Origin of the sequence: Bordetella genomosp. 1, from assembly GCF_002261335.1 — a bacterium.
Taxonomy (GTDB): Bacteria; Pseudomonadota; Gammaproteobacteria; order Burkholderiales; family Burkholderiaceae_B; genus Bordetella.
This window is the reverse complement of the sequence record NZ_NEVL01000003.1, coordinates 636,264-655,467: the sequence shown is the minus strand read 5'-3', so window position 1 is coordinate 655,467 and position 19,204 is coordinate 636,264. Positions and strand designations below refer to the sequence as shown.

15 protein-coding genes are annotated in these 19,204 nt (G+C 68.8%); 4 read left to right on the top strand and 11 right to left on the bottom strand.

The features are described from left to right. From CEG14_RS11430 to CEG14_RS11405, 6 genes are all read right to left on the bottom strand, one after another. Complete coding sequence (locus tag CEG14_RS11430; protein ID WP_094826479.1) at positions 1-1,716, bottom strand: thiamine pyrophosphate-binding protein; 1,716 nt, start codon at positions 1,714-1,716, stop codon at positions 1-3. Then, a complete protein-coding gene (locus tag CEG14_RS11425) occupies positions 1,713-2,624 on the bottom strand; it encodes an HpcH/HpaI aldolase/citrate lyase family protein (protein ID WP_256985658.1) in 912 nt (303 codons plus the stop codon). Before CEG14_RS11425 ends, CEG14_RS11430 begins: the two co-directional genes overlap by 4 nt. Continuing rightward, positions 2,621-3,904 (bottom strand): TRAP transporter large permease, encoded by a 1,284-nt coding sequence (locus CEG14_RS11420; RefSeq protein WP_094826477.1) that lies wholly within the window; start codon positions 3,902-3,904, stop codon positions 2,621-2,623. Before CEG14_RS11420 ends, CEG14_RS11425 begins: the two co-directional genes overlap by 4 nt. A gap of 3 nt (positions 3,905-3,907) precedes the next feature. Then, complete coding sequence (locus CEG14_RS11415; protein ID WP_094827503.1) at positions 3,908-4,381, bottom strand: TRAP transporter small permease; 474 nt, start codon at positions 4,379-4,381, stop codon at positions 3,908-3,910. Beyond that, complete coding sequence (locus tag CEG14_RS11410; RefSeq protein ID WP_094826476.1) at positions 4,381-5,367, bottom strand: TRAP transporter substrate-binding protein; 987 nt, start codon at positions 5,365-5,367, stop codon at positions 4,381-4,383. Before CEG14_RS11410 ends, CEG14_RS11415 begins: the two co-directional genes overlap by 1 nt. A 165-nt stretch (positions 5,368-5,532) precedes the next feature. Beyond that, on the bottom strand, positions 5,533-6,267 hold the full coding sequence (locus CEG14_RS11405; protein WP_094826475.1) for a FadR/GntR family transcriptional regulator: 735 nt from the start codon (positions 6,265-6,267) through the stop codon (positions 5,533-5,535). Between the two features lie 686 nt (positions 6,268-6,953). Here CEG14_RS11405 and CEG14_RS11400 point away from each other — a divergent pair. From CEG14_RS11400 to CEG14_RS11385, 4 genes are read left to right on the top strand one after another with little or no spacing between them, the layout of a single operon-like run. Further along, positions 6,954-10,385: a response regulator gene (locus tag CEG14_RS11400; RefSeq protein ID WP_094826474.1), complete on the top strand. Its 3,432-nt coding sequence runs from the start codon at positions 6,954-6,956 to the stop codon at positions 10,383-10,385. A gap of 30 nt (positions 10,386-10,415) precedes the next feature. After that, entirely contained in the window at positions 10,416-11,255 is an 840-nt protein-coding gene (locus CEG14_RS11395) for a CheR family methyltransferase (RefSeq protein ID WP_094826473.1), read from the top strand. Continuing rightward, positions 11,252-11,872: a chemotaxis protein CheB gene (locus CEG14_RS11390; RefSeq protein WP_094826472.1), complete on the top strand. Its 621-nt coding sequence runs from the start codon at positions 11,252-11,254 to the stop codon at positions 11,870-11,872. The genes CEG14_RS11395 and CEG14_RS11390 overlap by 4 nt, the downstream gene beginning before the upstream one ends. 17 nt (positions 11,873-11,889) lie before the next feature. Beyond that, positions 11,890-13,038: a hybrid sensor histidine kinase/response regulator gene (locus CEG14_RS11385; protein ID WP_094826471.1), complete on the top strand. Its 1,149-nt coding sequence runs from the start codon at positions 11,890-11,892 to the stop codon at positions 13,036-13,038. A 129-nt stretch (positions 13,039-13,167) separates the two neighbouring features. Here CEG14_RS11385 and CEG14_RS11380 read toward each other — a convergent pair whose 3' ends face one another. The 5 genes from CEG14_RS11380 to CEG14_RS11360 all read right to left on the bottom strand — a co-directional run bounded on the left by CEG14_RS11380 (position 13,168) and on the right by CEG14_RS11360 (position 18,922). After that, entirely contained in the window at positions 13,168-13,632 is a 465-nt protein-coding gene (locus tag CEG14_RS11380; protein WP_094826470.1) for a hypothetical protein, read from the bottom strand. 104 nt (positions 13,633-13,736) lie between these two features. After that, the gene (locus tag CEG14_RS11375; protein ID WP_094826469.1) at positions 13,737-14,165 is read right to left on the bottom strand and encodes a DUF488 domain-containing protein; all 429 of its coding nucleotides are present in this window, start codon (positions 14,163-14,165) and stop codon (positions 13,737-13,739) included. A 218-nt stretch (positions 14,166-14,383) separates the two neighbouring features. Further along, positions 14,384-15,541 (bottom strand): PDDEXK nuclease domain-containing protein, encoded by a 1,158-nt coding sequence (locus CEG14_RS11370; RefSeq protein WP_094826468.1) that lies wholly within the window; start codon positions 15,539-15,541, stop codon positions 14,384-14,386. Positions 15,542-15,732: 191 nt separating this feature from the next. Beyond that, positions 15,733-17,433: an aspartate:alanine exchanger family transporter gene (locus CEG14_RS11365; protein ID WP_094826467.1), complete on the bottom strand. Its 1,701-nt coding sequence runs from the start codon at positions 17,431-17,433 to the stop codon at positions 15,733-15,735. Positions 17,434-17,539: 106 nt separating this feature from the next. Continuing rightward, entirely contained in the window at positions 17,540-18,922 is a 1,383-nt protein-coding gene (locus tag CEG14_RS11360) for a glutamate decarboxylase (RefSeq protein ID WP_094826466.1), read from the bottom strand. Between the last annotated feature and the right edge of the window lie 282 nt (positions 18,923-19,204).

The window sequence follows — 19,204 nt, the reverse complement described above, 5'->3', positions numbered from 1 at the left end:
TCAGTGGCCCTGGGCGGCGATGCGGGCCTGGGCGTCGGCGCGGATGCCGGCCAGGGTCTGGCCCGGCGCGATGCCGTCGGCGTCGTAGCGGATCTCCAGCAGGGCCGGCAGGTTCTCGCGCTGCGCGAAGGCGAGCGCGCGCTCGAAGGCCGGGCCGAAGTCGGCGGTGCGTTCCACCGCCTCGCCGTGGCCGCCGTAGCTCTTGATGAGCTGGGTGAAGTCCGGATTCTGGAACGTCAGGGCGATCGTGCGCGCCGGGAACTCGCGCTCCTGGTGGGCGCGGATGGTGCCCCACATGCCGTTGTTGAACACCAGCACGACGATGCCGAGCCGGTATTGCAGCGCCACGCCCAGCTCCTGCAGGTTCATCTGGAAGCAGCCGTCGCCCGCGTAGCAGACCGCGGCGCGGTCGGGGTGTTCGAGCTTGGCCGAGATGGCGGCCGGCAAGCCGTAGCCCATCGAGCCCACGGTCGGCGCGAGGCTGGTGCCCAGGCCGGCGAAGCGGCGGTAGCGGTGCGGATAGAGCGCGTAGTTGCCGGCGCCCACGGTGACGCAGGCGTTCTCCGGCAGGTGCGCATCGACGTACGAGGCGGCCTCGTCCAGGCACATCGGGCCGGGCGAGGGCAGCGGGCGCAGCGTCTCTTCGTACTCACGCCGCGCTTCGGCCACGGCGGCGCCGCGCGGGGCGGCATGGCCCGGCTTGAGCTGCGCGGCGGCCGCGGCGAAGCTCGCCACGTCGGCCACGATGCCCTGGGTCGGCGCGAACACGCGGCCCAGCTCGTTGGCGTCGGGATAGACATGGATCAGCTGCTGGCGCGGCCGCGGGCTTTCGATCAGCGTGTAGCCCTCGGTGGTCGCCTCGCCCATGCGCGTGCCCACCGCCAGCACCAGGTCGGCGGCCAGGATGCGCTCGCGCAGGGCGGGGGCCATGGCCCAGCCCACGTGGCCGGCGGCGTTGGGATGGCGCTGGTCGAAGCATTCCAGGCGGCGCCATGCGGTGCCCACCGGCAGTTCGAAGCGCTTGGCGAAGCCGGCGATCTGGTCGACCGCGGTCGGGGTCCAGCCGCTGCCGCCCAGCAGCAGGAACGGCCGTTCGGCCTGGTCCAGCAGGCCCACCATGCGGGCCAGGTCGCCGGCGCCGGGATGGCTGTGGCTGCGCTGGTAGCGCGGCAGGTCGGCCACGGTGGCGCGGCCCCACAGCGTGTCTTCGGGCAGCGCCAGCACCACCGGACCCGGCCGGCCGCTGGTCGCCACGGCGAAGGCGCGCGCGATGAATTCGGGTATGCGGTCGGTGCGGTCGATCTGCGCCACCCACTTGGCCATCTGGCCGAACATGCGGCGGTAATCGACTTCCTGGAACGCCTCGCGCTCGATGAAGTCGTTGCCGACCTGGCCGACGAACAGAATCATCGGCGTGGAGTCCTGGAAGGCCGTGTGCACGCCGATGCTGGCGTTGGTGGCGCCCGGGCCGCGCGTGACGAAGCAGATGCCGGGCTCGCCGGTCAGCTTGCCATAGGCCTCGGCCATGTAGGCCGCGCCGCTTTCCTGGCGGCACACGATGGGCTCGATGGCGCCGGCGTGCTCGTTGAGCGCGTCGATGCAGGGCAGGTAGCTTTCGCCCGGAATCATGAAGATGCGGCGCGCGCCGTGTATGCGCAGCTGCTGCATCAGGATCTGACCGCCGTTGCGTTCGGTCAGGTGCGGGGTGGCGGTCATGCGGCGTCTCCCTTGGGGGTGCGGGCCGCGCTGTCGGCGGCCCATTGTTCGAATGCGGCGTGGCGCGCCAGCAGGCGCCGCGCGGTGTTGTAGACGGGCGGATCGACGCGCTCGCCGGCACTCTGGCCGGCGCGCTGCGCCTCGAAGCGGCTCACGCGATCGGCGGCCTCGGCGACTTCGGCGGCGGCCGGCGTGAAGACCTCGTGGATCAGCGGCAACTGCTCGGCGAAGGTCGCGCACTTGGACTTCAGGCCCAGGCGGCGCGCCCAGCGCAGGTCGGCGCGCAGGGCGTCCGGATCGCGGAAATTGAACGGACAGTCGATCGGCACGCAGCCGGCGGCGATGCAGTCCACCAGGAAGCGGGCGCGCACGGCGTGCAGCTCGATGCCGTCGGGCGCGCGCTCGGCGCCCAGGTTGGCGCTCAGGTCTTCGGCGGCCAGCAGGCAGGCGGCCACGCGCGGGCTGGCCGTGAGGATGTCGAGCGCGCGCACCACGCCGAGCGCGGACTCCAGCGTGGGCACGATCTCGGTGCTGCCGGCGGGCAGGCCGAGCGCGGCCTCGTGCGCGCCTATGGCGCGATCGAGCGCGGCGATCTGCTCGGCGTGCTCGACGTGCGGCAGGAACACCGCGTCGGGCGCGCCGGGCATCACGCCGGCCAGGTCGTCGAGGCCGCAGTCCTCGAGCTTGTTGATGCGGGTGGCGGCAACCACGCCCTGGGCGCGGCATTCGTCGAACAGCGCGGCGATGCGCACGCGCGCAGCGGGCCGGTCGGCGGGGGCGGTGAACTCTTCCAGGTCGGCCACCAGGGCGTCGGCGCCGGCGGCCAGGGCCGCGCGCTGCGCGGCGGCGTCCAGGCCGGGCACGAACATCCAGCTGCGACGCAGCGAAACGGGGCGGCGGGGGCTCATTGCACGTGCCTCGGCAGGAACAGCACCAGTTCGGGCACGAAGGTCAGCAGCAGCATCACGGCGGTCATGGCCAGCATCATCCACGACAGCGGACGCAGGGTCTGCATCATGTTGATGCCGCCGATCTTGCACGCGGCCATCAGGTCGACCCCCACGGGCGGCGTGTTGGCGCCGATCGCCATGTTGATCGACAGCAGGATGCCGAAGTGCACCGGATCGATGTTGTAGTGGGCCAGCACCGGCATTACGACGGGCGCCACGATGATGATGACCGGAATCGCTTCCATGAAGGTGCCGAGCAGCAGCAGCACCACGGTCAGCACCAGCAGCACGGTGGTCTTGCTGTCGGTCCAGTTCATCAGCAGGCCCGACAGCGCCTGCGGCACCTGTTCGGCCACCAGCACCCAGGCGAACAGCCCGGACGCGCCGATGATGAGCAGGATCGAGGCGCTGCCCTCGCCGGTGGACTTCAGGTTTTCCCAGATCGCGCGCAGGCTCAGCGTGCGATACCAGAAGAAGCCGATCAGCAGCGCGTAGACGATGGCGCTCGAGGCCGCCTCGGTGGCGGTGAAGATGCCGAAGCGGATGCCGCCGATGATGAGCACCGGCACCATCAGCGCGGGCAGCGCGTCGATGAAGGCGGCGCGCAGCTCGCCCCACGAGAAGGGTTGGCCGCCCGACCAGCCGTGCTTGCGGGATTGCCAGATCGCCACGCCGATCAGCGACAGGCCGAGCAGGATGCCGGGGATGATGCCGGCCAGGAACAGCTTGCCCACCGAGGTGTCGGTGATGGTGCCGTACACGATCAGCACGATGCTGGGCGGGATGATGGTGGAGGTGGCGCCGGCGCTGCCGACCAGGGCGCACGAGAAGCCCTTGTCGTAGCCGGCGCGCGCCATGGCGGGCAGCAGCAGGCTGCCGATCGCGACCACGTCGGCCACGCCCGAGCCCGACAGGGCGCCGAACAGCAGGCAGGCCAGCACCGCGACCACGGCCAGGCCGCCCTTGATGTCGCCGACCAGCGCGGCGCACAGGCGCACGATGCGCTGGGTCAGGCCCGCGCCGTTCATCAGCTGGGCGGCGAGAATGAAGAGGGGAATGGCCAGCAGCGTGAAGCTGTCCAGCCCCACGACGTATTGCTGGGCCGCCACCATGAGCGGAGCGGCGTCATAGATCGCGAGGTAGGCCAGGCACGAGAGCACCAGCCCGAAGGCGATGGGCATGTCGATCAGCACGGTGATCGCAAACACGCCCATCAGGAAGAGGGCACCGGAAGACATCGATTAATCCTTTGCGGCGGTCGGCGCGAACAGTTGCGCCAGGTGCACGACGGCCGTGACGGCGCAGGCGAACGGCAGGGCCAGGTAGACGGTGCCGGCCGACACGTCGAGCGCGGGCAGGGTCTGGTCCATGGTGAGCTCGGCGAGCTGCCAGCCGGCATAGCCCAGCGCAAGCAGGCCCACGATGATGAGCACGTGGTTGAGGCGTTCGAAGAAGGCCAGCACGCGCTCGTTGCGCACGATGAAGGGCAGCAGGCCGGCCATGAGGTGGGAGCGCTCGAAGCTGCAGACCACGCCGCCGATGAAGGCTGACCACACCAGCACGAGGCGCGGCAGCTCCTCGGCCCAGTGCGGCGTGGTGTGCGTGACGAAGCGCGCGAACACGACGTAGGTGATCAGGATCGCCAGCAAGGCCACCGCCACGGCGGCGAAGGCCTTGCTGATGCCCGACAGGATGACGGACAGTCGGGCAAGCATCATTTGGCCTCGCGGTACTTCTGCACCAGGGCCATCAGGTCGGCGCCGTAGACGGGCTCGTAGGTCTTCCAGACCGGGGCCACGGCGGCGGCGAACGCGGCCTTGTCGACCTCGTTGACCTGCATGCCCTTGGCCTTGAGCTGCTCGATGTACTGCTGGTCGCCTTCGCTGATCATCTTGCGTTGCGCGTCGCGCCACTTGTCGGCGGCGGCCTGCACGATCTTGCGGTCATCGGCGGAGATCTTGTTCCAGACCGGCTTGGAGACGATCAGGTTGGCGGGACCCCAGACGTGGCCGGTGAGCGAGAGATACTTCTGCACTTCGAAGAACGACGAGGTGTAGATGATCGACAGCGGATTCTCCTGCGCGTCGAACACCTTCTGCTGCAGGGCCGAGTAGAGCTCGCCGAAGGCCAGCGGGGCGGGGTTCGCGCCCAGCGCCGTGAAGGTGTCCAGGCGCATCTTGTCCGGCGTCACGCGGGTCTTCAGGCCGGCCAGGTCGGCCGGCTTGCTGACCGGGCCGCGGTTGTTGGTCACGTGGCGAAAGCCGTTTTCCCACCACGACACCAGCACCAGGTTCTTCTTGTCGGCCAGCTTGGCCAGGGCCTGGCCCAGTTCGCCGTCATAGGCCTTGTAGGCCTGCGCCGACGAGGTCCAGGTGTAGGGCAGCTCGACGATGCCGAACTTCGGTTCGATCGGCTGCAGGGAGCCCGAGCCGATGATGGCCGCGCCCTGGCTGCCGATCTGCAGGCCTTCGAGCATGGTCTTCTCGTTGCCGAGCTGGCCGCTCGGGAACAGGATGAAGTTGACGCGGCCGGCGGTCTTTTCCTTGACCTCGGCGGCGAAGCCTTCGGCGGCCTTGTTCCAGCTGTGGCTGGGCGCGAGCACGTGGCCGAGCTTGATGTCGAGCGCGTGGGCGGCGGGCGCCAGCGCGAGCGTGAAGCCGGCGGCGGCCAGCAGGCGGGTGAGGGTGTGGCGAAGCTGCATTTGTTTTCCCCTGGGCAGTGTCGTTTTGCCTGTCGTGCACCGAATCCGTCGGTGCCGCGGCACGCCGGAACCGCGGCGTGAACGGGCCCCGGCCGGTGCGCGAGGCGCCAGCCTGTCAGGGGCGTTGAAAGCGGGAGCCGGCGCGGCCGGCGTCAGGTCAGCGGGTCATCGGATGCCACCGCTGCCGAAGTCCTCGCGCAGCCGCGCCATGATGCCGACCAGGTGGTCGTGCATCGCGTGGCGGGCGCGGATCGGGTCGCGGTCGGTGATGGCCGCGAGAATGCGTTCGTGTTCTTTCTGCGCCTCGCTCCACACGTTGGTGGTCACGAAATGCTCTTCGAGCCGGTGGAATACCGGGCTGGTGGAGGAGAGGTGCCAGATGTGCGAGATCGCCGCGGCCAGCGCGGCATTGCCGCAGGCATTGCCGATGGCGCTGTGAAACGCGCGGTCGTGCTCGGCCGGGCCATCCGTGAGCGACATGGCCTCGTGGGCCGCGCGGATCGCCGCGATCTGCGCCGCAGACGCCTTCTGCGCGGCCAGGGCCGCGCACTCGGGCTCCATCAGCAGCCGCGTTTCGAGCAGATCGAAGGGGCCGATGTCGGTGGACTCGGTGGCGCCGGCCGCGGGCGCGGGAGCGGCAGCGGCGGCGTACTGGCCGTCGGCGCGCGGCGCGCACACGAACACGCCGGTGCCCACCCGCACTTCCACATAGCCTTCGATTTCCAGCGCGATCAGCGCTTCGCGCACCGAGGCGCGGCTCACCTGCAACTGCTCGGCCAGCTCGCGTTCGGCCGGCAGCCTGCCGCCCGCCGGGAAGTCGCCTGCCCGGATACGCCCCGCGATCTGATCCGCGATGATGCGGTAGAGGCGGGTGGAGGCAACTGCCTGGAAAGCGGCCATGCGACGATTCCTGTGATGGTGTCTGGTGGTTCAGTGGTCAGGCCACTGACGCGAAATATACCTAAGCCCTCTGGCGGAGGGAACCGCCCGGCGGTCGTAAAATCGGTTTTTCAGGGAAAACCACTAGCGATTTGGTGCAGTGGCCTGACCACTGAACGGGTTTGCGCTTCCCCTGCGTGCGGCGAGATCCTCGTCCGGCCGCCTTGCCGGACGCGGGCCGCGCGACCGGGCGGTCGGCCGGGCGCGACGCGACGGAGGGATCGGTGCGGCAACGCGCAGGGCGGTCGGCCGCGCGCGTTGCGGCCGGTCGGTCGGTGCGGGGAAGGGTGCGCGCGCAACGATTCCGGGGGGCGGACAGCGCGGCGCTGCCGCCGCCCGCGCCGCGCGGCGACGCCTCTCGTGCCGACCCGTCGGTCGTTATTCGATGTTGTCGCGTCGCGCGCATCGCGTGTCGACAATCGACGGGAAGGCCGCGGCGCGGGAAGCTCGTTCGCGCGTTTTTCTTTTCGAATGCAAGCGATCCGATGATTAAACAGACTCGCTCCGATGCGATTAGGGACAAAACCGGTATAGTCCATGGCGCGGCCTCTCGGCCGCAAACCCGCCTCATTCTTATATAAGCCCACGCACGCTGCGCCCGACGCGCGGCCGAGCGTGTCGTTCCATTGCCCCGGAAACCCGATCCCATGCCGAAAGCATCGCAAGCAGCCAGCCGCTACATCTTCCCCAGGACGCTGCTGGCCGGCTTCGTCACGGCGGCGCTCGCCACCCTCGTCATCCTGTTCGTGAACGTGCGCTCGGCCGACACCCGCGTGCAGGCGGTGGAGGCCATCGACCGCACCACCGAGACGCTGCGCCAGCTCAGCCTGTTCAACTCGGCGCTGAAGGACGCGGAGCTCGGACAGCGCGGCTACCTGCTGACCGGCGACCTGGCCTACCTGCAGCCCTATCTGCGCGCGCTGCCGCTGATCGAGCAGCGCCTGGCCCAGGTCAAGGAGGTGGTGTACACGGATTCGACCCAGCGCCGCATCGTCAACGATATCGAGGGCATCACCAAACAGAAGCTGGCCGAGCTGGCCAGGACGATCGAGCTGAGCCGGGCCGGCGACACCGAAGGCGCGCTGGCGCTGGTGCGCACCGACACCGGCAAGGACGCGATGGACCGCCTGCGCGACCTGGTGGCCGATCTCTACACGCGCCAGATGGAGGCGCTGACGGACCGCCGCGAGGCCTGGGCCGACGCCGCCGCGCTGTCCGCCTATTACTCCTGGGGCGGCTCGATCCTGCTGCTGATCCTGATCCTGACCTCCGCCGGCATGACCATGCGCGAGTACCGCAACAAGGCGCGCCAGTCGTGGGTCAGTGCCGGTCTGTCGGGCCTGAGCATGAAGCTGCAGGGCGATCACCGGGTCGAGGAGATCGGCCAGCGCACGCTCGACTACCTGGCCGATTATCTGCGCGCCGACGTGGGCGCGGGCTATGTGCTCGACCGCGCCAGCGGCGACCTGGAGCTGTTCGGCGGCTTTGCCCTGCCGCGCGAGCGCCTGGCGCAGAAGATCCAGTCGGGCGAGGGCCTGGCCGGGCAGGCCGCCACGTCGCGCAAGCTGATGCACCTGCGCAATGTGCCCGCCGGCCACCTGGAGGTGACGTCGAGCACCGGCCGCTCCAATCCCGCCGAGCTGCTGCTGGCGCCGGCCATGCAGCACGGACGCGTGTATGCGGTGCTGGAGCTGGGCTTCAACCATGCCGTCGGCGAGGCCGAGCGCGCGCTGCTCGAAGGCGCGTCCGAGACGCTGGCCGTGGCGATCCGGGCCGGCCTGGACCGCAGCCGCCTGGAGGCGCTGCTGGAAGAAACCCAGCGCCAGTCGGAAGAGCTGCAGACCCAGCAGGAAGAGCTGCGCGTGAGCAACGAGGAGCTGGAGCAGCAGAGCCGCATCCTGCAGGAGTCGCAGGCGCGCATGGAGCTGCAGCAGACCGAGCTCGAGCAGACCAACGCCAATCTGGAATCGCAGACCGACCAGCTCGAGCGCCAGCGCGAGCAGCTGCTGCGGGTGCAGGACGCGCTCACCGAGAAGGCGCGCGAACTGGCGCAGGCGAGCCACTACAAGAGCGAGTTCCTGGCCAACATGAGCCACGAGCTGCGCACGCCGCTGAATTCGACGCTGATCCTGGCCAAGCTGCTGTCGGACAACCGGCCCGGCAATCTCAGCGAAGAGCAGGTCAAGTACGCCCAGACGATCCACGCGGCCGGCACCGACCTGCTGGTGCTGATCAATGACATTCTCGACCTGGCCAAGATCGAGGCGGGCCAGGCCACGGTGAGCGTCGAGGAGGTCTCGATCGCCCAGACGCTGCAGTCGCTGCTGGAGCCGCTGCGCCCGATCGCCGAGGAAAAGGGGCTGACGCTGGACCTCGAGGTCGACGCCGGCGTGCCGGCCGTCATGCACACCGATCCGCAGCGCCTGGGCCAGGTGCTGAAGAACCTGCTGTCGAACGCGCTCAAGTTCACCGAGCGCGGCAGCGTCGCGCTGCGCGTGGCCCGCACGCCGCAGGGCCAGCTGGCCTTTGCCGTGCAGGACACCGGCATCGGCATCGCGGCCGACCAGCAGCAATTGATTTTCGACGCCTTCCGCCAGGCCGACGGCAGCACCCACCGCAAGTACGGTGGCACGGGCCTGGGCCTGTCGATCTCGCGCGACCTCGCCGCGCTGCTGGGCGGCACGATCACCGTGGCGAGCACGCCGGGCGAGGGCAGCGTGTTCACGCTGGTCGTGCCGGTGCGCCTGGAGTCGTCGCCGGAACACGCGTCGCAGGTGGCCCGCAAGGCCGCCGCCGCCTTCCGGCCGGACATCCCGGCCATGGCCGTGCCGGCGATCCCGGCGGTGGTGCCCGCCACCCCGGCGCCGAGCGCGCCCCAGCCGGCGGAGAGCGGCCGCAGCATCCTGGTGGTCGAGGACGACGAGCGCTTCGCCGCCATCCTGAACGACCTGGCGCGCGAAATGGGCTTCGTCTGCCACGTCGCCAACACCGCGGCCGACGGCCTGGCGCTGGCGGCGCAGCGCCGGCCCAACGCCATCGTGCTCGACATCAACCTGCCCGACTTCTCCGGCCTGGGCGTGCTCGACCAGCTCAAGCGCAATCCGCACACCCGCCACATCCCGGTGCACGTGGTGTCGGTGGCCGACTATTCGCAGGAGGCCATGGGCCGCGGCGCCATCGGCTACGCGCTCAAGCCGGTCAAGCGCGAGGAGCTGGTGCACGCGTTCCAGCGCCTCGAGGCCAAGTTCACGCAGAACGTGCGCCGTGTGCTGGTGGTCGAGGACGACGACCGCCAGCGCGAGAGCGTGCGCCAGCTGCTGGCGCGCAACGACGTCGAGATCGTGCCGGCCGCGACGGCCTCGCAGGCGCTCGAGCTGCTGCGCGAAACCACCTTCGACTGCGTGGTGATGGACCTGAACCTGCCCGACATGAGCGGCTACGAGCTGCTGCAGCAGATGACCGAGCAGGACAGCGTGTCGTTCCCGCCCGTGATCGTGTACACCGGCCGCGCGCTGTCGCTCGACGAGGAGCAGCAGCTGCGCCGCTTCTCCAAGTCCATCATCATCAAGGACGCGCGTTCGCCCGAACGCCTGCTCGACGAGGTCACGCTGTTCCTGCACCAGGTGGAGGCCGAGCTGCCGCCCGAGCAGCGCAAGATGCTGGAGCTGGCGCGCAGCCGCGAGACCGCGCTGGAAGGCCGCACGGTGCTGGTCGTGGAAGACGACGTGCGCAACGTGTTCGCGCTGTCGAGCATCCTGGAGCCGACCGGGCTGCAGGTCGAGATCGCGCGCAACGGTCGCGAGGCGCTCGACGCGCTGGCGCGCGCCGGCACCGGCGACAAGCCCGCCGTCGACCTGGTGCTGATGGACATCATGATGCCGGAAATGGACGGCTACACCGCCATGCGCGAGATCCGCAACCGCCCCGAGTGGCGCCGCCTGCCCATCATCGCGCTGACCGCCAAGGCCATGAAGGACGACCAGGAAAAGTGCATCGCCGCGGGCGCCAATGACTACATCGCCAAACCGCTGGACGTGGAGCGCCTGCTCTCGCTGGTGCGGGTCTGGATGCCCAAGTAAGGCGCCCTGAACGCGTTTTTCGAGCCGAACATGCCAGATCAGCCCAAGGTGCGTACCGCCGACATCGAACAGCGACTGCTGATCGATGCCATCTACCACCGCTATCACTACGATTTCCGGGGCTACGCGCAGGCGTCGCTCAAGCGGCGCCTGCAGAGCGCGCTGCTGCAGTTCGAGTGCAAGACCCTGTCGCAGTTGCAGGACCGCGTGCTGCACGAGCCGGCGGTGTTCACCGGCCTGCTGCAGTTCCTGACGGTGCAGGTGAGCGACATGTTCCGCGATCCCACGTATTTCGCGGCGCTGCGCCGCGAGGTCGTGCCCATCCTGCGCACCTATCCCTCGATCAAGATCTGGGTGGCCGGGTGCAGCAACGGGGAGGAGGTCTATTCGCTGGCGATCCTGCTGCGCGAGGAGGGCCTGCTCGAGCGTGCGCTGATCTACGCCACCGACATCAATCCGCACGCGCTGCGCGCGGCCGAGCAGGGCATCTTCGACCTCGACCGGGTGGCGGCCTTCACCGACAACCACACCCGCTCCGGCGGCCGCAGCTCGCTGTCGGATTACTACACGGCCCGCTACGGCCGGGTGGTGTTCGACAAGGCCCTGCGAGACCACATGGTGTTCTCCGATCACAGCCTCGCGACCGACAGCGTGTTCGCCGAGGTGCACCTGATCTCCTGCCGCAACGTGCTGATCTATTTCGAGCGCAAGCTGCAGGATCGCGCGCTGGGCCTGTTCCGCGACGCGCTGGTGCATCGCGGCTTCCTGGGCCTGGGGTCGAAGGAATCGCTGCGTTTCTCGGCGCAGGCCGACAACTTCGACGACCTGGTGCTCGAAGACCGCATCTACCGCAAGAAGGCCGGCCTGTGAGCGAGCCCGTCCACCTCGGCCCATCCGCGCGCGCCCCTGGCGGGCCGTGGGATGCGATCGTCGTGGGCGGATCGTCCGGCGCCATCGACGCGCTGACCACGCTGGTGCCCAGGCTGCCGGCCGGCCTGCGCGCGGCGGTGGTCGTCGTGCTGCACCTGCCGCGCGACCGGCGCAGCCTGCTGGTGGACATTTTCCGCGAGCGCTGCGCGTTGCCGGTGCTGGAGGCGCAGGACCAGATGCAGATCCTGGGCGGCCACGTCTACTTCGCGCCGCCCGACTACCACCTGCTGATCGACGCGGGCCCGCGGCTCGCCCTGTCGGTGGACGCGCCGCTGCATTTCTCGCGGCCGTCGATCGACGTGCTGTTCGAGTCGGCCGCCGACGCCTACGACGAGCGCCTGCTCGGCGTGCTGCTGTCGGGCGCGAACGAAGACGGCGCGGCCGGGCTCGAGGCCATCCATGCCGCGGGCGGCTGCACCGTCGTCCAGGCGCCCGCGAGCGCCGCCATGCCCGCCATGCCCGAAGCCGCGCTCGCGCGGGTCCGGGCCCACCACGTGCTGACGCCCGACGACATCGCCGCGCTGCTCGCCCGCTTTCACGCGCAGCGCCTGCTGTAAACCCCTAGAACGACACCATGATCCTCACGCCCGCCCCAGCCCCAGACGACCGCATCAAGTGCCTGCTCGTCGACGACGTACCGGAAAACCTGGTCGCCCTGGAAGCGCTGCTCGAGAGCGACCGGGTCGAGGTGCTCAAGGCCCAGTCCGGCTCCGAAGCGCTGGAGCTGCTGCTGCACCACGGCGACGTGGCGCTGGCCCTGCTGGACGTGCAGATGCCGGAGATGAACGGCTTCGAGCTGGCCGAGCTGATCCGTGGCAGCGAACGTACGCGCCACATTCCGCTTATTTTCATGACGGCCGGCTCGCGCGAGCACAACTGGCAGTTCCGCGGCTACGAAAGCGGCGCGGTGGATTTTCTGTACAAGCCGATCGACCCGTACATGCTGAGCACGAAGGCGAACGTGTTCTTCGAGCTGCACGAACGCAAGCGGGCCCTGGCACAGCAGCTGCGCGAGCGCACTGAAGCGCTGCGCGTGAACGAGATGTTCATGGCGGTGTTGAGCCATGACCTGCGCACGCCGCTGCAGTCGATCACGATCGCGGCCACGCTGCTGCAGCGCCAGACCGACGGCGCGCGCGTCGCCAGCATCGCCGATCGCATGCTGCGCAGCAGTGAGCGCATGGCGCGCATGATCGAAGACCTGCTCGACGTCACCCGCATCCGCCAGGCCGGCGGCCTGACGCTCGCGCCAACGCGGCTGAGCATGGAGACGCTGCTGCAACGCACGCTGGACGAAGTGCAGACGGGCTTTCCCGACCGCCGCATCGAAACCGAGCTGCGCGGCAATCTGCTGGGAACCTGGGACGGCGAGCGGCTGTGCCAGGTGCTGGCCAACCTGGTGGGCAACGCCGTGCATCATGGCAGCGCCGGGCTGCCGGTGCGGGTCGAGGTCGACGGCACCGCGTCGGATCGCATCGTGATCGTCGTGAGCAACGGCGGCACCATCCCGCCCGAGTTGCTGCCGCACCTGTTCAATCCGTTTCGCGGCGGCGAACGCCGGCCGGGCGAACACAAGGGCCTGGGGCTGGGTCTCTTCATCGCGCAGCAGATCGTGCTTACGCACGGCGGCTGCATCGAGGCGGGCTCGCGCGAGGGCATCACGCGCTTTCGCGTGGAACTGCCGCGCGAAGTGCCCGCGGTGGGGCTCAAGACGGTACTGTGAGGGGTGTGCCCCGCGGCCGGGCCGGCGCGGCGCAGGGCCGGGCGGGCGGCCTCGGGGCTGCCGCCAGCGCGGCGGCGTCGGGTCGGGCACGCAGGGCGGCGCACCGGCCGCCTCGCTGCCCGCGGGCCGTCAGTCTTTCACGCGGCGCGCGCGCAGCGGCTCGGTCTGGCCCGATTGCGCGGCCACCACCTGATAGAAGAACGTCAGGCTGTCCTCGGCGCCGTTCTCCAGCTCCTTGAAGGCCTTGGCGATGGGGTTGTACCAGCCGCCGCTCGGCAGCTGTACCACCAGCGGGATGTTGCCCGAGGGGTCGAACGCGCCGATGGGCGACTGGTCGGCGTGGTGCCAGCGGCCATGCAGATGGCGCACCATCACTTCGCCGGCATAGCAGCCAAACAGGAACACCGTGTTGCCCACGGCCGACGCGGCGTTGCCGGCGGCGTGGAAGTCCTGGATCAGGCGGTCGATCACCTGCAGCGAGGCGGGGCTGTAGTCCAGCGTCACGTCCTCGATGTTCTTGACCACGTTCACGACCACCGCGGCCAGGTCGGGCGCGTGTTCGGGAGTGGGGGGGTAGGGCAGTTTGCGTTCCATGCCAGGCCTGAAATCCGGGTGCCGCAAGGCGGCGGTCAATGAAGGCGGCGTCCGTGAGGGCGTCGCGCTGCGCACGGTAACACATCCGGCCGCGCGGCCCGGCCTCAGCGCCGCCGCGTGAGGGCCTCGTGCAACACGACCGCATTGTTGTGTTCGGTGTCGCGCGCGCCATAGACCAGCGTGAGCGGCCCGCTGCCCGCCTCGGCCAGCAGCGCGTCGAGCGCGGCGCGCCGCTCGGGCTCGGCCAGCTCGGCCAGATAGGCGCGGCGGAACTCGCCCCAGCGTTCGGCGTCGTGATGGAAGGCGCGGCGCAGGTCGGCGCTCGGCGCCACCTCCTTGTGCCAGACCGCCTTCAGGGCGTCCTTGGTGACGCCACGCGGCCAGAGTGCGTCCACCAGCGCGCGATAGCCGTCCTCCGGCACGGGCGCCTCATAGGCGCGCTTGAGCCGGACGGCGATGGCGCGGGGGGAGGCTTGGGCAACGGCGTGCGCAGAGGCGGGTGCAACGGCGGGCGTGGTGGCGGGTGCGGTCATGGTGATTCCGGTATGGCGTGACGGCGATTCAGCGAGGCCGCGCCGCCGCGGGCAGCGCCAGCCCGCACGCGACGCGGCCGATGGTCCGTAGCGTACCCCAACCGAGCGGCGCCTCCCAGGTTCGGTCTGGTGCCAGGGGGGAGGGTAGCCCGCAGCGGTCCGCACGGCAGCGGGCGGACAACGTGGCATCCGCTGACGGACTGCCGGGGCGGACCGAGTCATCGGTGAGTGACCGGGGTTCCACGAAATTCGAGCAGACGCCGCGTGTTCTCCAGCTCTTTTTGCAGCAATTCGGCGTCGGGCAGCACCGTCCGGTAGTTGGCTGCCATCACTTTGGTCGGCAGCCCATCCAGCGCATACCGCGCCAGGGCATGGCCCTTGTCGGCGCACAGGATCAGGCCGACCGGAGGATTTTCATCCGGGTAGGCCCAATGCGCCTTGGCACAGTTGCAGTACATGTGCATCTGCCCCACATCGGCATGCGTCAGGCTGCCAAGTTTCAGGTCGACGATGACCAGGCAGTGCAGCTTGCGATGGAAGAACAGGAGATCCACCCGATACCAGGTCTGGTCGATGCGCAAGCGCCTTTGCCGCCCGACGAACGTGAAGCCTTCCCCCAGCTCCAGCAGGAAGTCTTCCAGCCGCTGGATCAGGGCTGCTTCGAGTTCGGATTCGGAATACTCGTCTTTGAGGTCAAGGAATTCCAGCACATAAGGATCCTTGATCGCATCATTCGGCGTGACGGCATCCTCGGGTCTGGCCACCGAGCCCCTGACCCGCATTGTCGCTTTGTCCTTGGACAAGGCCGTGCGCTCGTAGAACTGGCTGCCAATTTGCCGGTCGAGTTGGCGCACGCTCCAACCCCCGCACATTGCCTCGGCTTCATAGAACCGGCGGGCCCGGTCATCCTTGACCGACAAGAGCCGGACATACGCCGACCACGGCAAGGTGAAGATCCGGGCCAGTTCGGCGAGCTCAAGTTTCCCAGACGCTGCGTGGGAGTTCTGTGCGACCGGTCCTTCTCCGAATTTCCGAGACAGTGTCTCGGAAATTTGAGCCAAGGGATACGTGGCGAAGAAGCGCCGCATGTGTTCCAGGTTGTCGGGGCTGAACCCGCGCCCGAAGCGCGCCGTCAGGTCTGCCGACAAGCGCGCCATCAGCTGTTCACCGTAGCCGGCCCGCCGTCGGCCTTGCTGCTCGGCCTCGACGATCCTGCGGCCGATCTCCCAATAGCTGGCCGTCATCAGCGCATTGACGCTGCGCGCCGCCGCCAGGCGTGCCGCGTCCAGCAATTCCACGATGCCGCCGTGGATGCCCGCGTAGCCGGCCGGTAGGGCGGGGGGCCTGCGCGTTGCCACAGGCGTCTTTCTGGTCATGCGGGTGGTCCTTCCATGAGCGGGCGTGTCGTCGACACGGACATCATGCATGAACGCCGCCCGGGTCTCGAGACCTGCGATCTTCCTGCGCCAGCCGGGCAGGCCTGCGCCGGGCCGCCACGCAGGCGGCGGCCGCGTGGAGCAAAAAAAAGGCGCGCCACCGGGCGCGCCATGAGCACCACTGCTTGCGATCAGTGCGCGAGCATCATCGCGAAATAGCCGAACACCGTGAGCAGGACGCCGGAGACGGCGTAGCCCACCGGGAATCCCAGCCACGGCACGCTGGAGCCCACTTCCTTGGCCGCCTCGCGCGCGGGGCCCGAGTGGCTGCGCGCGCCCGCGGTGGCGCCCATCAGCAGCGCCGGGTTGATCTTCATGATGTGAAAGCCGATGGCCCACACGATGATGGGCGGGATGGTGGAGGCCAGGAAGCCCACGGCGAAGATCTTGAGCGCAATGACGCCGGTCAGCTGCGTGAGCAGCTCGGCGCCGGCGTTGATGCCGACGATGGCGACGAAGCCGATCAGGCCCAGGTCCTCGAGGATGTTGCGCGCCGCGTTGGGCGTGTTGCCGAAGAAGCGCAGCCGCGACGAGATCGACGAGACGATGATGCCCGACAGCAGCAGCCCGCCGGCATTGCCCAGGCCCACCATGGCGCCGAAGGCCGGCACCTCGATCAGGCCGATCAGAAAGCCCAGGATCATGCCGGCCGACAGCGTGAGCAGGTCGGTGGCCGAGCTGTGGCGCGCGATCACGCCGAACATCTTGCCGGCCTTTTCCACCGCCGGCTTCAGGCCGTTGACGAACAGCACGTCGCGCTTGTGCAGCGTGGTCTCCAGGCCGATCGGCAGCGGCACGCCGCCGCGTTCGATGCGCTGGAGCTGGATCTGGCCGGCGAGCGGGCTGCCGCGGAAGGTCTTGAGCGGCTTGTTGGTGATGTCCTTGTTGGTGACCAGGATCTCGGCCTGGTCCAGCGGGATGTTCAGCGCGCGCGCGTCCGGCACCTCGGGGCCGACCACGCCCATGTTGGCCGTCATGAACTCGAGCCGGCCGCCCAGCGCGATCACGTCGTCGGCCTGCAGCACCAGGTTCTCGTCCGCGCCCAGCAGCGCATCGCCGCGCTCCACGTTGACGACCTGGTATTCGGGGAAGCGCTCGCGGAACTGCTTGATGGTCTTGCCCGCGGTCTCCGGATTGAGCACGCGGTAGGCGCGCACGTCGAACGGATGGAAGGCGGTGAGGCCGGCGTCGTCGACGTTGGGCACGCCATGCGACTTCTCGAACTCGATGGCCGACTTGCGCGCGTCCACGCCCCAGATGCGCGGCAGGTACTTGCACAGCAGCACGATCCCCACGGTGCCCCAGATGTAGGTGATGCCATAGGAGAGCGCGATCATGGCATCGACCTGTTCGCGCGTCATGCCGCCCTGCAGGGCCAGCGCGCCCGAGGTGATGGCCTGTTCCGCCGAGCCGATGGCGGCCGACATGGTCTGCGACCCGGCCAGGATGCCGCCGGCGGCGCCCTGCGGCAGGCCGAAGAAGCCCACGCCCCACACCACCAGCCCCAGGCCCAGGACCGGCGCGATCACGGCCAGGATGGCGTAGTTGATCGAGTCTTTATTGAGCGCGTTGAGAAACGAGGGTCCGACGCGCAGGCCCACGCCATACATGAAGAGGTAGTACAGCAGCGACTTGGCGAAGTCGTCGAGATGGAACTTCACGCCATAGGTGGAGCCGAAGGTGGCCAGCAGGCAGCCCACGATGATGGCCGCGGCCACCGAGCCCAAGCCGTAGCCCTTGATCTGGAACTTGCCGACCCAGACGGACAGCCCGATGGTCAGGAACAGCAGGATGTAGGGGTTGTTCCCCAGGAATTGCATGAACGCGGTCATGGACGCTCCCTGTTCGGTGCGATGCGACGCGGCTGCGCCGCCGCCGGGGCGGCGCAGCCATGCGGCCGGCGGCAGCGATGCCGCCGCCGGCCGCGGCCCGGAACCCTCAGCACTTGGCCGGCGATACCTTGAGCTCGTCGTGGTGGCCGTGCAGCTCGGGCGGCGTCGCGCTGCCGCCGTGCTGCTCCAGGTACTGGCATGCCTTGATGATGTCGTTGGCCAGCATCATCGCCACGTTGTGGTTGATGTGCGGGCGCACCACCACGCGCAGGCTGCGCACCTCCTCGGCGTCGGGCGGCATGCTGTAGGCCGAGATGACCCAGCCGCGCTCGCGCACCTTGTTGGACACGTCGAACTCGTTGAACTTCTTGTACTTGTCGTGCAGCGTCACGGCCACCACGGGAATGCGCTGGGTGTCGTTCATGATGGTGAAGTAACCGCTGTCGACCAGCTTCTGCCGCAGCGCCACCGCGTTCTCGAGCGTGCGTTGCATCACGCGCTTGAAGCCATCGAACCCCAGCCGCAGGAACTGGTAGTACTGCACCGCCACCTGGAACGAGTTGCGGCTGAAATTCAGCGTCGCGGTGGGCATCTCGCCGCCCAGGTAGTTCACATAGAACACCAGGTCTTCGTTGAAGATCTTGCGCTCGCGGAAGATCACCCAGCCCAGGCCCGGCGGCGTGAGGCCGTACTTGTGGCCGGACGCGTTGATCGACTGCACGCGCGGCAGGCGGAAGTCCCACTTGTAGTCGGGGTAGAGGAACGGGTTGACGAAGCCGCCGGAGGCGCCGTCGATGTGCATCGGCACGGAGATGCCCGTGCGCTTTTCATAGGCGTCGAGCCAGTCGTGGATGCCCTGGATGTCGTCGTCCTCGCCGGTGAAGGTCTGGCCGGCGATCGCGACCACCGCGATGGTGTTCTCGTCGACGTACTGGTCCAGGTCCTCTGCGGTGAGCGTGTACTGGCCGGGCTTGAGCGGCACGATGCGCGGCTCCACGTCGAAGTAGCGCAGGAATTTCTTCCACACGATCTGCACGTTGCCGCCCGTCACCATGTTGGGCTTGGAGCCGTCCTTGCCCGCTTTCTCGCGCGCCTGGCGCCAGTTCCACTTGTGCGCGAGCCCCGCCAGCATGCACGCCTCGGACGAGCCGACCGTGGCGGTGCCGTAGGGCTCGGCGTCGCTGGGCCCGTTCCAGAGCTGATGCAGCCACCGCACCATGCGCTGCTCCATCGCGAACAGCTGCGGGTACATGTCGTGGTCGATGTAGTTCTTGAACATGTTTGCGTGCGCAACCGCTTTCGCCTCCGGTTCGGCGAAGGTCGTCACGAACGACGACATGTTCAGGTTGGGGTTGGTGTCGGTCCACTCATCGCTCAGGACCAGCGCCTGCGCGGCGCGTGCGGTCATGCCTTCCTTGGGGAATTCATTCTCGGGCACGCAGAAATTGAATTGGTCGTACGGGGTCAGGACTTCGGGTTGCTTGCTCATGCTCGCTTCTCCGGGGGACACGCTTGCGACGAAACGGAGCGCACGCCGCTGCGCGAGGGCTCCGCCACCAAGCGCGTGCCGCGCCGGAATCGACGCGCGCACGCGGCCTGCCAGGCACCTTGCCTGGCGCTTAACGCAAACAGCAGAAAGAATCGAAGGACGGGGCTTGCAAGGGCACGGCGCACAGGGCGTGGCCGCAAGAGACAGTGCAGAAGGAAGTGCAGGCCATCGGGGTGCTCACATAAAAACCAGCGGATTTATGCAAAACCGTTGCGCCAAGCT